The sequence below is a fragment of the Klebsiella sp. BIGb0149 genome (assembly GCF_004362605.1).
Classification (GTDB): Bacteria; Pseudomonadota; Gammaproteobacteria; order Enterobacterales; family Enterobacteriaceae; genus Klebsiella; species Klebsiella terrigena.
This window is the reverse complement of sequence record NZ_SNYG01000001.1, coordinates 506,516-521,108: the sequence shown is the minus strand read 5'-3', so window position 1 is coordinate 521,108 and position 14,593 is coordinate 506,516. Positions and strand designations below refer to the sequence as shown.

The window sequence follows — 14,593 nt, the reverse complement described above, 5'->3', positions numbered from 1 at the left end:
CAGTCCATCCTTCAGGTAATCGTTATCATTGAGTCTGTAAGGCGATAAATCGCGGTTTACAGCGCTGATGATGTTTTTATTGGCCCGGCACGCTGAACGCTGCCGGGCCATGTTCGCTACACGTCCAGCAGCAGACGAGTCGGGTCTTCCAGCAGCTCTTTAATCGCTACCAGGAAGCCTACCGATTCACGTCCATCGATCAGACGGTGGTCGTAGGAGAGCGCGAGGTACATCATCGGCAGAATTTCTACCTTGCCATTGACCGCCATCGGACGATCTTTAATAGCGTGCATACCCAGAATTGCGCTCTGCGGTGGGTTGATGATTGGCGTAGACATCAGAGACCCGAAGACGCCGCCGTTGGTAATGGTGAAGTTACCGCCGATCAGATCGTCTACGGTCAGCTTGCCGTCGCGACCTTTCAGTGCCAGCTCTTTAATATTCTTTTCGATATCCGCCATACCCAGCAGATCCACATCGCGCAGAACCGGCGTTACCAGGCCACGCGGCGTCGATACGGCCATGCTGACGTCGAAGTAGTTGTGATAAACCACGTCGTCGCCATCGATGGAGGCGTTCACTTCCGGATAGCGCTTCAGCGCTTCCACGACCGCTTTCACGTAGAAGGACATAAAGCCCAGGCGGATGCCGTGACGTTTTTCGAACGCGTCGCCGTACTGCTTACGCAGATCCATAATCGGCTTCATGTTGACTTCGTTGAAGGTCGTCAGCATGGCGGTAGAGTTTTTCGCTTCCAGCAGACGCTCGGCTACGCGTTTGCGCAGGCGGGTCATCGGAACGCGTTTTTCAGAGCGGTGGCCCAGCTGAGCAACCGGAGCTGCGGCCGCAGCCGGCGCCTTGGTTTCCGCTTTAGCCGGCGCTGCCGCCAGATGTTTTTCAACATCTTCACGGGTCAGACGGCCGCCAACGCCGGAGCCTTTGATCGCGCTCGCATCGAGGTTATGTTCAGCCAGCAGGCGACGGATCGCCGGGCTGAGCGCATCGTTACTCTGCTCTTCCAGGGAAGCCTGCTGACGCTGAGCCGGGGTGGACTCTTTCGCATCGGCCTTCGCACCGGACTCTTTGCCCGCGCTGTTGCCTTCACGCAGGCGGCCCAGAATCTGACGAGAAAGCACGGTTGCGCCTTCGTCTTCCAGCACTGCTTCCAGAATGCCGTCCGCTGATGCCGGTACTTCCAGTACCACTTTGTCAGTTTCGATTTCCACCAGCACTTCATCACGCTGGACGCTATCGCCCGGTTTTTTATGCCAGGTCGCAACGGTCGCGTCAGCTACGGACTCAGGCAGGTCGGGAACCAGAATATCTACGCTACTCATTATGTATCCTTTAATTAATCGACGTTCAGCGCGTCATTGACCAGATCTTGTTGCTGTTTCTGGTGAACGGACATATATCCTACCGCCGGAGAGGCGGAGGCCGGGCGGCCTGCATAACGCAGAGAGGCCCCAAACGGAATCACTTCGCGGAAGTGATGCTGGCTGCAGTACCACGCGCCCTGGTTGAGCGGTTCTTCCTGACACCAGACAAAATCATGCACCTGCGCATAAGGCTTCAGCGCTTCCTGTACCGCCTGATGCGGGAACGGATAGAGCTGCTCTACGCGCACGATAGCGACATCTTTTTGGTCGTTCTTACGACGCTGCTCCAGCAGGTCGTAATAAACTTTACCAGAGCACAGTACCACGCGCTTCACGGCTTTCGGGTCGAGGTCGTCCACTTCGCCAATCGCCGGCAGGAAGGTGCCGTTTGCCAGTTCGTCGAGGCTGGACACCGCCAGCGGGTGGCGCAGCAGCGACTTCGGTGACATCACCACCAGCGGACGGCGCATACCGCGCAGCGCCTGACGACGCAGCATGTGGTAAACCTGTGCCGGGGTAGACGGGACGCAAACCTGCATGTTCTGCTCGGCGCAGAGCTGCAGATAGCGCTCCAGACGCGCGGAGGAGTGCTCCGGGCCCTGACCTTCGTAGCCGTGCGGCAGCAGCATCACCAGGCCACACATCCGGCCCCATTTCTGCTCGCCGGAGCTGATGAACTGGTCAATAACAACCTGGGCGCCGTTGGCGAAGTCGCCGAACTGTGCTTCCCAGATAGTCAGAGTGCGCGGCTCAGCGGTGGCATAGCCGTATTCAAACGCCAGTACCGCTTCTTCAGAGAGCACGGAGTCCCAGACTTTGAAATGCTCCTGGCCGTTGTGCACGTGCTGCAGCGGAATATAGGTTGAGCCGTTCACCTGGTTATGAATAACCGAGTGGCGGTGGAAGAAGGTGCCGCGACCGGAGTCCTCACCGGACAGACGAATCGGAATGCCTTCATCGACCAGCGTCGCGTAGGCCAGGTTTTCCGCCCCGCCCCAGTCAAACAGCTTCTCGCCGGCCGCCATCGCCTGACGATCGCCGTAAATTTTGGCGACGCGAGACTGCATTTCAATGCTTTCAGGCACGGTGCTGATGCGCTTAGCCAGTTCCTGCAGGCGCTTCATCTCTACCTTGCTCGGGTAGCTCTCATCCCACTCGTGGTTGAGGTACGGCGACCAGGTAAAGGAGTGCAGGTTCATCGGGCGCCACTCTTCTACCACGCATTCGCCGGCATCCAGCGCGTCGCGGTAGAGGTTGACCTGCTCGGTGGCGTCTTCCAGCGTCGAAACTTTGTCCTGCTCGAGTTTGTCAGCATAGATTTTGCGCGGAGTCGGATGCTTTTTGATTTTCTGATACATCAGCGGCTGGGTTGCGCTCGGCTCGTCGGCTTCGTTATGGCCGTGACGGCGGTAGCACACCAGGTCGATCAGAACATCGCGTTTGAAGGTATTGCGGAAATCCAGCGCCAGGCGGGTAACGAAAGCCACGGCTTCCGGGTCATCCGCGTTAACGTGGAAGATAGGCGCCTGAACCATCTTACCGATATCGGTGCAGTACGGCGTAGAGCGCGCGTCCAGCGGGTTCGAGGTCGTGAAGCCCACCTGGTTGTTGATAACAATACGTACGGTACCGCCCACTTCGTAACCGCGGGCTTTCGACATGTTCAGGGTTTCCTGAACTACGCCCTGACCGGTGATCGCGGCGTCGCCGTGAATGGTAATTGGCAGCACTTTATTGCTGCTTGGCTCGTCCAAACGATCCAGACGGGCGCGCACGGAACCGATAACCACCGGGCTGACGATTTCGAGGTGCGACGGGTTAAACGCCAACGCCAGGTGCACCAGACCGCCTTCGGTTTCCATATCGGAAGAGAAGCCCATGTGGTACTTCACGTCGCCGGTGCCGAGGTGTTCTTTATGCTTGCCGGCGAACTCGTCAAACAGATCCTGCGGCTTTTTACCGAGGACGTTGACCAGCACGTTCAGACGGCCGCGGTGCGCCATGCCCAGCACCACTTCGCGGGTGCCGCTTTTGCCAGCGTGGCGGATCATCTCTTTGAGCATCGGGATCAGCGCATCGCCGCCTTCCAGCGAGAAGCGTTTCGCACCCGGGAATTTCGCGCCGAGGTAGCGTTCCAGACCTTCAGCGGCGGTCAGTTCGCTTAGGAAGCGTTTTTTCTCTTCAGCGGTAAAGCTGGCTTTCCCTGCTACCGATTCAATACGCTGCTGGATCCAGCGCTTCTCTTCGGTAGAGGTGATATGCATGTATTCCGCGCCGATAGCGCCGCAGTAGGTCTGTTTGAGCGCTGACAGCAGCTCGCCCAGCTTCATCGTATCTTTCCCGATGGCAAAGGAACCTACGTTATAACTTTCCTGGAAATCGGCCTCGGTCAAATCGTGGTATGCCGGGTCTAAATCCGCCACTCTATCCTGTTTCCACAGTCCCAGCGGATCGAGATTCGCATGCTGGTGACCGCGGAAGCGATAGGCGTTGATGAGCTGCAGGACTTTAACCTGCTTCACATTGGTGTCAGGGTCGGAAATCGAAGAAGTGTAACGTGAGGCATCCTTCGCCAATCGACGGAAATAATCACGCGTTTTGGAATGAAATTGATCCGGTTTGACTCCGGTGCCAGGTAACTGCTGGAACATAGAACGCCAGTTGGCGTCAACAGAGTCAGGATCGGTTAAGAAGTCTTCATAGAGCTGTTCTATCCAGCTCTGGTTCGAACCAGAGAGGTAAGAAGAGTCCAGCCAGGCTTTCATTGCGCCGTTCTGCATCGTGATCCCTTAAGCATTTATATGCTTATTTCGCCGTAGAAACTACCACGCACATGGATTGTACGTGCCGGGGTTCACTCATTACGGACGAGTTGTGGCTTCTGCGTCCGCTAAGGAACCTTTAAAAACTGCCATTAATCTTCGGCGTTCAGGCTGCGGTTGCGTTAGCTGCCTTCACTTACCCCGGTCACATAGTTCACTATGCTCCCGGGGATGCGTTCAGTTGCCGCCTTACCTCGCTCTGAACGCCTTGATTACTGGTACATATTTGGCGGTTTTTAAAGATTTCCTGCCATCCCCTTCATACTTCAAGTTACATGTGCGTTGGCTTTCCTCACTCACCCCAGTCACTTACTTGAGTAAGCTCCTGGGGATTCGCGGCGTCGCCGCCTTCCTGTAACTCGAATTATTTAGGGTATTCATTTCCCGGCGGCACAAACGCTGCCGGGGCTACTGCTTCGGATAGCCCGGATAAGCGATAGCGCCATCCGGGACAGACCGGGTTACTTACGCACTGCGCTGCAGCAGCATCGACTTAATATGGCCGATGGCGCGCGTCGGGTTCAATCCCTTAGGACAAACACTGACGCAGTTCATAATGCTATGACAGCGGAATACGCTGAAAGCATCGCTTAACCCTTCCAGGCGGCTGTCGGTTTCGGTATCGCGGCTGTCGATCAGGAAGCGATACGCCGCCAGTAAGCCCGCCGGGCCGACAAATTTGTCCGGATTCCACCAGAACGACGGGCAGGACGTTGAACAACATGCGCACAGAATACACTCGTACAGCCCGTCGAGTTTCTCACGCTGTGCCGGCGACTGCAGATGCTCACGAGCCGGAGGATTTTGCCCATTATTCAACAAGTAAGGCTTAATCTTCTCATATTGTGCATAGAATTGCCCCATGTCTACAACCAAATCGCGGATAACCGGTAAACCTGGCAGCGGACGGATAACAATTTTCTTGCCCGGCTGATTCAGCGCGGAGATCGGCGTGATGCACGCCAGACCGTTTTTACCATTCATGTTCAGACCGTCGGAGCCACAGACCCCTTCACGGCAGGAACGACGAAATGAGAGCGACGGGTCTTTTTCCTTCAGCTGCATCAGCGCATCAAGCAGCATCATGTCGCGACCTTCTTCCGCTTCCAGGGTGTAATCCTGCATATGCGGAGCATCGTCAACGTCCGGGTTATAACGATAAATTGAAAACTCGAGTTTCATTTTCCTGTCTCCGCATTAATAAGTACGAATCTTCGGCGGGAATGCCGGGCGCAGTTTCGGTTGCATGTTGACGCTACGACGCGTCATCGCTTCCGACTCTGGCAGGTACAGGGAATGGCACAGCCAGTTTTCATCGTCACGTTCCGGGAAGTCGAAGCGGCTATGCGCGCCACGGCTTTCGGTACGGAAGTTTGCCGACACCGCGGTGGCGTAAGCAGTTTCCATCAGGTTATCCAGCTCCAGGCACTCGACGCGCTGGGTGTTGAACTCGCTGGAGGTATCGTCCAGACGCGCATTTTTCAGACGCTCGCGGATCGCCTTCAGCTGCTCAAGCCCTTTTGCCATCGCATCACCTTCGCGAAACACCGAGAAGTTGTGCTGCATACATTCCTGCAGCGCTTTGCGGATCTCGGCCGGGTCTTCACCGTTACGGTTGCCGTTCCAGCGGTTGAGGCGCGCCAGGGAAGCGTCGATCTCTTCTTCCGTAGCGTCGCGCAGATCGCCCTGTTCGGCGATAGATTCCTGCAGATGCACGCCGACCGCGCGGCCGAACACCACCAGGTCAAGCAGCGAGTTGCCGCCCAGGCGGTTAGCGCCGTGGACCGATACGCAGGCGATTTCACCGACGGCGAACAGCCCAGGAATAACCACATCTTCGCCCTGCTCATTAACGGTCAGCGCCTGGCCGCTTACGCGGGTCGGAATACCGCCCATCATGTAGTGGCAGGTTGGGATAACCGGAATCGGCTCTTTCACCGGGTCAACGTGCGCAAAGGTGCGGGACAGTTCGAGGATACCCGGCAGGCGGGATTCGAGAACCTCTTTACCCAGGTGGTCAAGCTTGAGCTTGGCGTGCGGGCCCCACGGACCGTCGCAGCCGCGACCTTCGCGGATTTCGATCATGATGGAACGCGCCACCACGTCACGACCCGCCAGGTCTTTCGCATTCGGCGCATAGCGCTCCATGAAGCGCTCGCCGTGTTTATTCAGCAGATAGCCGCCTTCACCGCGGCAGCCTTCGGTGACCAGAACCCCTGCCCCGGCGATACCGGTTGGGTGGAACTGCCACATTTCCATATCCTGCACCGGCACGCCGGCGCGGATCGCCATCCCAACGCCGTCACCGGTATTGATGTGGGCGTTAGTGGTGGATTGATAAATACGACCTGCACCACCGGTAGCCAGCACGGTTGCGCGGGCCTTGAAGTACACCACTTCACCGGTTTCGATACACAGCGCGGTACAGCCAACGATGGCACCGTCGGCGTTTTTCACCAGATCCAGCGCGTACCATTCGGAGAAGATAGTGGTGTGGTTTTTCAGGTTTTGCTGATACAGCGTATGCAGCAGGGCGTGGCCGGTACGGTCAGCTGCCGCCGCGGTACGTGCCGCCTGCTCGCCGCCGAAGTTTTTCGACTGGCCGCCAAACGGACGTTGATAAATGGTGCCATCTTCGAGACGCGAGAACGGCAGGCCCATATGATCCAGTTCGAGAATCGCTTCCGGACCGGTTTTGCACATATATTCGATGGCGTCCTGATCGCCAATGTAGTCCGACCCTTTAACGGTGTCGTACATGTGCCATTCCCAGTTATCTTCATGGGTATTACCGAGCGCAACGGTGATGCCACCCTGCGCGGAAACGGTATGGGAACGAGTAGGGAACACTTTGGAGAGCAGCGCACAGGACTGGCCGCTCTGGGAAATCTGCAGCGCCGCGCGCATACCTGCGCCACCGGCACCAATCACAACAGCATCAAATTCTCTGACAGGCAATTTCATTACACACCCCACACCACAACAAATCCATAAAGAACGTAAGCCACCAGCGCAACAACGATAAGCAGTTGCAGAACCAGGCGCACAGCCAGTGGTTTAACGTAGTCTGTCAGTACCTGCCACATACCGATCCAGGCGTGGATCAGGATGGAGACGAGGGCCAACAGGGTGAAGACTTTAGTGAACGCGGAGGAGAAAAAACCCGTCCAGACTTCCCATGAGATTTCACCCGTGGTGGCAAAAAAGCCGACCATATAGATGATGTAGAGGGTCAGAACGATAGCGGTGGCACGAACCAGAATGAAGTCATGTACGCCGTTGCGTCCCAGTGCTGAGGCGTTGCTTACCATACGAGGACTCCTGCGAGAAGTGAAAGCACGACAGTAATAACAAAAGAAATCTTGGCGGAGCGTGTCCCTACTTCGAGGGTTTCTTCCAGGTAGCCAAAGTCCATCATCAGGTGGCGGATACCGACCACGGCGTGATAAGCCAATGCGGTCAGAATGCCCCACATAATGAATTTCACGAAGAAGCTATCCATAATGGATGCCGCAGTGAGGAAACCTTCAGGAGAGGAAAGGCTGGTGCCCAGCAGCCAAAGCAGAATCCCGACCGCCACGAAGGTGATCACACCGGATACGCGATGGAGAATGGACGCTATCGCCGTGATTGGGAACCGGATCGTTTGCAGATCCAGATTGACAGGTCTTTGTTTTTTCACATTTCTTACCATGAATAACGCCCACATGCTGTTCTTATTGTTTCCTTCCTCCGGTCTGCTTGCGGGTCAGACAGCGTCCTTTCTATAACCTGTAGTCATGAATAAACTCCTTTTCAGGAGCGAAAACGTGACCAAACAACGCTGGGTGGCTCGGGATTGCAGGGTGTTCCGGAGACCTGGCGGCAGTATAGGCCGTTCACAAAATCATTACAATTAACCTACATATAGTTTGTCGGGTTTTGTCCCGAACAGTGATCAAAGTCACGATAACAACATTATTTTAAAATTTAATCACCTGATTTGACAAATATTAAACATTCTTGTTACAACCATTACCAGATAAATGCAATAATGCTCAAAAGTTATGGGGTCACTCTTTCACCTGAGAATAAGTTATGCAACAGTGTGACGGTATTGACCAATGTAATCAGGACGGTTATTAGTGGTATAACGATTTTTAAATTCGGGCTGCTAAAACGCTGATTTGCTGTTATTTCGTCGTAAACTGAAAACGTTCCATCAAGCGCCTTTGCTCTGTACCCTGCCAATTCCGCTGTCGCAGAGCTGTGTGCAACATAACAAACTGGTAACGTAATCAGGCACGAGCCGAAGGCAAATCCCCCCCGGCAGTCTTAAGCAATAAAGGCGCTAAGGAGACCATAAATGTCTGATGCAAAAGCAAAAATCACCCTAGGTGGTGATACTGCTATCGAACTGGATGTGCTAAAAGGCACGCTAGGCCAGGATGTTATTGATATTCGTAGTCTTGGTTCAAAAGGCGTATTTACCTTTGACCCTGGTTTCACTTCAACCGCATCGTGTGAATCTAAAATCACCTTTATCGACGGTGATGAAGGTATTCTGCTCCACCGTGGTTTCCCGATCGATCAGTTAGCGACCGAGTCCAACTACCTTGAAGTCTGCTACATCCTGCTGAACGGCGAAAAGCCGAATCAGGCCCAGTACGAAGAGTTCAAAACCACCGTTACCCGCCACACCATGATCCACGAGCAGATTACCCGTCTGTTCCACGCGTTTCGTCGCGACTCGCACCCGATGGCGGTGATGTGCGGTATTACCGGCGCGCTGGCTGCGTTCTATCACGACTCCCTGGACGTGAATAATCCACGCCACCGTGATATCGCGGCGTTCCGCCTGCTGTCCAAAATGCCGACAATGGCAGCGATGTGTTACAAATATTCAATCGGCCAGCCTTTTGTTTATCCGCGCAACGACCTCTCCTACGCGGGTAACTTCCTGAATATGATGTTCTCCACGCCGTGTGAAACCTACGAGGTTAATCCGGTACTGGAACGCGCCATGGACCGTATTCTGATCCTGCACGCTGACCACGAGCAGAACGCTTCAACCTCAACCGTCCGTACCGCAGGCTCCTCAGGCGCGAACCCGTTCGCCTGTATCGCTGCGGGCATCGCCTCCCTGTGGGGACCGGCGCACGGCGGCGCGAACGAAGCGGCGCTGAAGATGCTGGAAGAGATCAGCTCCGTTGAGCACATTCCGGAATTCGTTCGTCGCGCGAAAGATAAAAATGACTCTTTCCGCCTGATGGGCTTTGGCCACCGCGTGTACAAAAACTACGACCCGCGCGCCACCGTCATGCGTGAAACCTGCCATGAAGTGCTGAAAGAGCTGGGCACCAAAGACGATCTGCTGGAAGTGGCGATGGAGCTTGAGCACATTGCGCTCAACGACCCGTACTTCATCGAGAAGAAACTCTATCCGAACGTCGATTTCTACTCCGGTATCATCCTGAAAGCGATGGGTATTCCGTCCTCCATGTTTACCGTTATCTTCGCGATGGCACGTACCGTAGGCTGGATTGCCCACTGGAACGAAATGCACAGCGACGGCATGAAAATTGCCCGTCCGCGTCAGCTGTACACCGGCTACGACAAGCGTGATTTCAAGTGCGACATCAAGCACTAAGCCAGATTTCGGCAACAAAAAACGCGCCTTCAGGGCGCGTTTTTTTATGGCTGCTGTCGTCGATAAGCCCGCACACTCCGCCCCTTTTCCCGCAGGATTCGCGTACAGGGCGCGCGCTTTAATGCTGGCAGCCGGGGCACCAGTAGAACGGCCTGGAGGAGAGCATGGTTCTCTCGATAAGCGTGCCGCAGCGTTCGCAGGGCTCGCCGTCGCGGTGGAAAACCTTAAAGCGAAACAGCGCCCCGTGGTGCCGATTTTCATCCACCTGGCCGCGGGTAGTGTAGGAGAGACGCGGGATCGCCAGCAGCGCCTGCGCCAGGGCATCGAGCTGGCTGTCCGTCAGCGCCGAGGCCTTGTGCCGCCCGGTCAATCCCACCTGCCAGAGGATCTCAACGCGCAGATAGTTGCCCAGCCCGGCGAGGAATGCCTGGTCCAGCAGCAGGCCGGAAAACTGACGCTGGCGGAATTTTGCCGACAGCAGACGGGCCTTTACCTCTTCAGGCGTCAGGGTCATATCCAGCACGTCGGGGCCCACCCGGAGTAAGAAAGGGTGTACCGCCAGCTGCGCCGGGGTCAATATTTCAATATCCGAAGCGCTGTAGAGCAGCACCGCCTTCTCCGCCGTCTGCAGCCTGACGCGCAGAATGCGGTTGGTCGACGGCTGCTCTCCTGCCGCGACCACACGCCACACTCCGTACAGCTGATTGTGGCTGTACAGCGTCAGCCCGCCGGAGAAATGCGTCAACAGCGCTTTACCGCGCGTCTCAATGTGCGTCACCTGCTGGCCCACCAGCTCAGACTGCCAGGGCTGCAGCTGCGGGAAGGCAAACCAGACCTCGGTCAGAGGTTTGCCTTTAATCGCCAATTCCAGGCTATCCGCCGCGCGGCGGATTTCCGGACCTTCCGGCATAATATCGTCCTTCTGTTAGTGCGTCGCGCCGCCGGTAACGCTGAGATCGTCGTCGTGAGTCAAGGATACGGCAATCGCCGTTTCCAGCGCCGCTCGTATCGTTTCCAGCGCCATACTCGCCTCGCCGGGATGGGCCGCAGCCTGCTCCGGCAGATACGGAATATGGATAAAACCGCCTTTTACGCCCGCCTGACCCTGCAGCTTGTGCAGCAGACCGTACATAACGTGATTACACACGAAGGTCCCCGCCGTCTGTGATACCGAAGCGGGAATGCCCTGCTGGCGCAGCGCGGCGACGATCGCTTTGATCGGCAGGCTGCTAAACCAGGCGGCCGGACCATCGGCCACGATCGGCCGATCGATCGGCTGCTGGCCCTTGTTATCCGGGATCCGCGCATCGTCGACGTTGATCGCCACGCGTTCAACGGTAATATCAGCCCGCCCTCCCGCCTGACCAATAGCAAGGGTTAACGCGGGCCTGAATTCATCCAGCGCGGCGTGAAGCGCCGTCAGCGCCTCATTAAAAACGCAGGGCAGCTGCCGCGCCACGACGCGCTCTCCGGCAATGATAGCGCCATCGAGTCGCTTTACCACTTCCCACGAAGGGTTAACCGCTTCGCCGTCAAACGGTTCGAAACCGGTGATCAATACGCCAGCCATGCTCCCTTCTCCTCTCCCGGCATCGTTATGGTATGTTGTAACTAACTACTTGACTAGTCTTCCACCGCCGCGCTGACCTGAACGTGACGTCCGGCAAACGCCGCCCGTAGACGGCGGGCAAACTCCAGCGCGTGCTCCCCGTCGCCGTGCAGGCAGACGGTTTCCGCCATAACGTGTGCCCACTCGCCGGTGATGCTACGCACCCGGTGGTGCTGCACCATTTCCAGGGTCTGCGCCAGCGCCTGCTCCTCATCGGCAATCAGCGCGCCGGGCTGTGAACGCGGCACCAGGCTGCCGTCGGCCAGGTATCCCCGGTCGGCAAACACCTCCTGGCGGGTGGGTAGCCGGTAATGCTGGCCCGCCCGAATCAGCTCGCTCCCCGCCAGCCCCACCAGCACCAGCTCGGGGTTAAAATCGCGAACGGCTCTGGCAATCGCATCCGCCAGCGGAGCCTCTTTTGCCGCCTGGTTGTACAGCATGCCGTGCGGCTTGACGTGCCGCAGCTCGCCGCCCTCGGCGCGAACTATCGCCGCCAGGGCGCCAATCTGGTATAGCGTCTGGACGTAAACCGTCTCCGGCGGCAGCTGCATCGCGGTGCGGCCGAAGTTTTCCCGGTCCGGGAAGCTGGGGTGCGCCCCGACGGCAACGCCGTATTTTAGCGCCTCGCGCACGCACTGGTGCATCAGCAGCGCACCGCCGGCGTGAAAACCGCAGGCGATATTGGCGGAAGAGACCAGCTGCAAAAGAGCGCTGTCGTTGGCACAGCCTTCGCCAAGATCGGCATTAAGATCAATTATCATCGTTAAGCCTCCACGCCAGCTGGTCCAGGTAGCGCTGGCGGTCGGCGCGCGCTTTCAGCGCCTCCTCCAGCGAGCAGGGAACAAAGTGAATGGGCTGACCCAAAGGAATTTGCGCCAGCTGGTACATATCCGCCTCAATGATGCTCGCAATCCGCGGATAGCCGCCGGTGGTTTGCGCATCGTTCATCAGCACAATCGGCTGACCGCTATGCGGCACCTGCACCACGCCGGGCAGCAGGCCGTGAGAGAGCATTTCGCGATCGGTGGTGCGTACGAGCGGCTGTCCCTGCAGGCGGTAGCCCATTCGGTTGCTCTGCGCGCTCAGCTGCCACGGCGAGCGCCAGAAGGAGGCCTGCGAGGCGCTGTCGAACTCATGATATTCCGGCCCCGGCAGCGCGCGAATGCGGTTGCCGATCGGCAGCTGCCTGACACCCTGCGGCCCGCTGAACTCACGGGACGCTTTGCCCAGTTTCAGCCGATCGCCGTCCTGCAGACGTCGCCCTTCCAGCCCGCCAATGCCGACCTTCAGGTCCGTACTGCGCGATCCCAGCACCACCGGTACGTCGATGCCCCCCGCCACCGCCAGATAGCTGCGGATACCGTACTGAGGGTTTTTTAGCACCAGATGCTGGCCGGCTTTCGCCGCCGTCCGCCAGCCGACCCATACCGGCCTGCCGTCCACCGTCGCCTCACAGGCGGCGCCGGTCAGCGCAAACCAGCAGTCGCGTTCAAACTCAATATCCACCTGCCCAAGGGTGATCTCCAGGGCGGCCGCATTGGCGTCATTCCCCACCAGCAGGTTAGCGATCGTCAGCGACGGCTTATCCAGCGCGCCGCAGCGGCTGATGGCCGACCGACGCTGACCTTCCCGTCCGCCGTCCTGCACCGAGGTGTACATTCCGGCGCGGATCATCTTCAACATAGGCCCTCCTTTTGCGGCACAAAGCGCACCCGGTCGCCAGAGCGCAGCAGCGCCGGCTCTTTACGCTGCGCATCAAATAGCGCCAGCGGCGTGCGCCCCAGCAGCTGCCAGCCGCCCGGCGTTGCCAGCGGATAGACGCCGGTCTGCGCGCCGCCAATGCCGACTGACCCCGCAGCAACCTGCAGGCGCGGCTCCGCGCGGCGCGGCATTGCCAGCTGCTCCGGCAGGCCGCCGAGATAGGGGAAGCCCGGCTGGAAGCCGAGGAACCACACCACGTACTCCACCGACGAGTGCAGCTCGACCACCTGCTTCTCCGTCAGCCCGCAGTGGCGCGCCACCTCGCCGAGGTCGGGGCCCGCTTCTCCGCCGTAGATGACCGGGATCGCAATCTCCCGCGACTCAGGCTCAAGGGCTTCACTCTCTTCCCACCAGCGCTGTAAACGTTCAATCGCATCCCACGCCATGAGCTGCGGATGGCGCAGCACCACGGTGATATTGTTCATCCCCGGTATCACATCCACCGCATCTTCATGGTCCGCCAACCGCTGGGCCAGGCGCCAGATGCGCTTTTGGCTTTCCAGCGTCACCGGGGGCTCGAGCTCCAGCACTACCGCCGTTTCGCCTAGCAGATAACAACGCGCTCGCTGCACTTTTCTCTCTCCCTTAGGCCGGGTTGGGGATATCAATAAACGTGACGTCCAGATCGGTATTTTCCGTCAGCCATTCGCTGAGGGCGCGAATACCGCCGCGCTCGGTGGCATGGTGCCCGGCGGCATAAAAATGCAGCGACTGCTCGCGCGCAGAGTGGATGGTTTGCTCCGACACTTCGCCAGTAATAAAAGCATCGACGCCAAAGCGCGCCGCGCTGTCGATAAAGCCCTGACCGCCGCCGGTGCACCACGCCACCCGGGAGACTTTTTCCGGCCCGGTATCGCCGCACCACAGCGGTTTACGTCCCAGACGCGCTTCAACCCACGAGGCCAGCTCGAGGCCGGAGACCGGCATCGACAGTTCGCCCCACGGCACCAGGGGCTCAATTTCCCCCATAATGGTGATACCCAGCAGCTGGGCCAGCTGCGCGTTATTGCCCAGTTCAGGGTGAGCATCCAGCGGCAGGTGCCAGCCGTAGAGGTTGATATCGTTGGCCAGCAGGGTTTTCAGGCGCTGGCGCTTGATGCCGCGGATAGCCGGCGCCTCGCCCTTCCAGAAATAGCCATGATGGACAATTACCGCATCCGCCTGCAGGCGCACGGCCTCATCCAGCAGCGCCTGGCTGGCGGTTACGCCGGTAACGATTCTTTGCACCGTCTCGCGTCCTTCCACCTGCAGGCCGTTCGGCGCATAGTCGCTGAAGGCCGCACTATTGAGCTTTTCGTTAATGAGTTGTTCCAGTTCGCTATTTTTCATTGCCGCTCCATCAGGTCGTCAGGTTATCTGCGAAGATAACATAACGATAACCTCGCTGACCGTC

General features: G+C 57.9%; 14 protein-coding genes. 2 read left to right on the top strand and 12 right to left on the bottom strand.

The window, feature by feature from the left end; all coding sequences use genetic code 11:
* Window positions 1-116 precede the first annotated feature (116 nt).
* The 6 genes from odhB to sdhC form a co-directional block, all read right to left on the bottom strand.
* Window positions 117-1,337 carry a 2-oxoglutarate dehydrogenase complex dihydrolipoyllysine-residue succinyltransferase gene (gene odhB, locus EDF75_RS02485; protein WP_133596866.1) on the bottom strand — a complete coding sequence of 407 codons (1,221 nt, stop codon included), beginning with the start codon at window positions 1,335-1,337 and terminating at the stop codon, window positions 117-119.
* A 14-nt stretch (window positions 1,338-1,351) separates the two neighbouring features.
* Window positions 1,352-4,159 (bottom strand): 2-oxoglutarate dehydrogenase E1 component, encoded by a 2,808-nt coding sequence (gene sucA, locus EDF75_RS02480; RefSeq protein WP_045854500.1) that lies wholly within the window; start codon window positions 4,157-4,159, stop codon window positions 1,352-1,354.
* Between the two features lie 507 nt (window positions 4,160-4,666).
* Entirely contained in the window at window positions 4,667-5,383 is a 717-nt protein-coding gene (gene sdhB / locus EDF75_RS02475; RefSeq protein ID WP_133596864.1) for a succinate dehydrogenase iron-sulfur subunit SdhB, read from the bottom strand.
* Between the two features lie 15 nt (window positions 5,384-5,398).
* Window positions 5,399-7,165: a succinate dehydrogenase flavoprotein subunit gene (gene sdhA / locus EDF75_RS02470; protein WP_133596862.1), complete on the bottom strand. Its 1,767-nt coding sequence runs from the start codon at window positions 7,163-7,165 to the stop codon at window positions 5,399-5,401.
* Entirely contained in the window at window positions 7,165-7,512 is a 348-nt protein-coding gene (sdhD, locus tag EDF75_RS02465; protein WP_041144632.1) for a succinate dehydrogenase membrane anchor subunit, read from the bottom strand. The genes sdhA and sdhD overlap by 1 nt, the downstream gene beginning before the upstream one ends.
* A complete protein-coding gene (gene sdhC, locus EDF75_RS02460; RefSeq protein ID WP_045854497.1) occupies window positions 7,506-7,910 on the bottom strand; it encodes a succinate dehydrogenase cytochrome b556 subunit in 405 nt (134 codons plus the stop codon). Before sdhC ends, sdhD begins: the two co-directional genes overlap by 7 nt.
* A 324-nt stretch (window positions 7,911-8,234) precedes the next feature.
* Here sdhC and EDF75_RS27530 point away from each other — a divergent pair, with 324 nt between their 5' ends.
* Together EDF75_RS27530 and gltA are read left to right on the top strand one after the other, a co-directional pair.
* Entirely contained in the window at window positions 8,235-8,366 is a 132-nt protein-coding gene (locus EDF75_RS27530) for a hypothetical protein (protein ID WP_421672170.1), read from the top strand.
* A 180-nt stretch (window positions 8,367-8,546) separates the two neighbouring features.
* A complete protein-coding gene (gene gltA / locus EDF75_RS02450) occupies window positions 8,547-9,830 on the top strand; it encodes a citrate synthase (RefSeq protein WP_041144630.1) in 1,284 nt (427 codons plus the stop codon).
* Between the two features lie 118 nt (window positions 9,831-9,948).
* On the opposite strand, the gene nei is transcribed toward gltA, so the two are convergent.
* The 6 genes from nei to EDF75_RS02420 are packed head-to-tail and all read right to left on the bottom strand — an operon-like array spanning window position 9,949 to window position 14,529.
* A complete protein-coding gene (nei, locus tag EDF75_RS02445; protein ID WP_133596860.1) occupies window positions 9,949-10,740 on the bottom strand; it encodes an endonuclease VIII in 792 nt (263 codons plus the stop codon).
* A 15-nt stretch (window positions 10,741-10,755) separates the two neighbouring features.
* On the bottom strand, window positions 10,756-11,400 hold the full coding sequence (pcp, locus tag EDF75_RS02440) for a pyroglutamyl-peptidase I (protein ID WP_133596858.1): 645 nt from the start codon (window positions 11,398-11,400) through the stop codon (window positions 10,756-10,758).
* A gap of 53 nt (window positions 11,401-11,453) precedes the next feature.
* Window positions 11,454-12,200 (bottom strand): 5-oxoprolinase subunit PxpA, encoded by a 747-nt coding sequence (pxpA, locus tag EDF75_RS02435; protein ID WP_133596856.1) that lies wholly within the window; start codon window positions 12,198-12,200, stop codon window positions 11,454-11,456.
* A complete protein-coding gene (gene pxpC / locus EDF75_RS02430; protein ID WP_133596855.1) occupies window positions 12,190-13,122 on the bottom strand; it encodes a 5-oxoprolinase subunit PxpC in 933 nt (310 codons plus the stop codon). The genes pxpA and pxpC overlap by 11 nt, the downstream gene beginning before the upstream one ends.
* Complete coding sequence (gene pxpB / locus EDF75_RS02425; RefSeq protein ID WP_045854492.1) at window positions 13,116-13,772, bottom strand: 5-oxoprolinase subunit PxpB; 657 nt, start codon at window positions 13,770-13,772, stop codon at window positions 13,116-13,118. Before pxpB ends, pxpC begins: the two co-directional genes overlap by 7 nt.
* Window positions 13,773-13,785: 13 nt before the next feature.
* Window positions 13,786-14,529, bottom strand: a complete 744-nt coding sequence (locus EDF75_RS02420) for a type 2 GTP cyclohydrolase I (protein WP_133596853.1) — start codon at window positions 14,527-14,529, stop codon at window positions 13,786-13,788.
* Window positions 14,530-14,593: the final 64 nt, after the last annotated feature.

Bases quoted from the DNA above. Each gene is read 5' to 3' on its own strand.
- EDF75_RS27530 (WP_421672170.1), top strand. From the start codon at position 8,235: ATGCTCAAAAGTTATGGGGTCACTCTTTCACCTGAGAATAAGTTATGC.
- EDF75_RS02420 (WP_133596853.1), bottom strand. From the start codon at position 14,529: ATGAAAAATAGCGAACTGGAACAACTCATTAACGAAAAGCTCAATAGT.
- sdhD (WP_041144632.1), bottom strand. From the start codon at position 7,512: ATGGTAAGCAACGCCTCAGCACTGGGACGCAACGGCGTACATGACTTC.
- pcp (WP_133596858.1), bottom strand. From the start codon at position 11,400: ATGGCTGGCGTATTGATCACCGGTTTCGAACCGTTTGACGGCGAAGCG.
- sdhA (WP_133596862.1), bottom strand. From the start codon at position 7,165: ATGAAATTGCCTGTCAGAGAATTTGATGCTGTTGTGATTGGTGCCGGT.
- sucA (WP_045854500.1), bottom strand. From the start codon at position 4,159: ATGCAGAACGGCGCAATGAAAGCCTGGCTGGACTCTTCTTACCTCTCT.
- pxpA (WP_133596856.1), bottom strand. From the start codon at position 12,200: ATGATAATTGATCTTAATGCCGATCTTGGCGAAGGCTGTGCCAACGAC.
- nei (WP_133596860.1), bottom strand. From the start codon at position 10,740: ATGCCGGAAGGTCCGGAAATCCGCCGCGCGGCGGATAGCCTGGAATTG.
- sdhB (WP_133596864.1), bottom strand. From the start codon at position 5,383: ATGAAACTCGAGTTTTCAATTTATCGTTATAACCCGGACGTTGACGAT.
- odhB (WP_133596866.1), bottom strand. From the start codon at position 1,337: ATGAGTAGCGTAGATATTCTGGTTCCCGACCTGCCTGAGTCCGTAGCT.
- sdhC (WP_045854497.1), bottom strand. From the start codon at position 7,910: ATGTGGGCGTTATTCATGGTAAGAAATGTGAAAAAACAAAGACCTGTC.
- pxpC (WP_133596855.1), bottom strand. From the start codon at position 13,122: ATGTTGAAGATGATCCGCGCCGGAATGTACACCTCGGTGCAGGACGGC.
- gltA (WP_041144630.1), top strand. From the start codon at position 8,547: ATGTCTGATGCAAAAGCAAAAATCACCCTAGGTGGTGATACTGCTATC.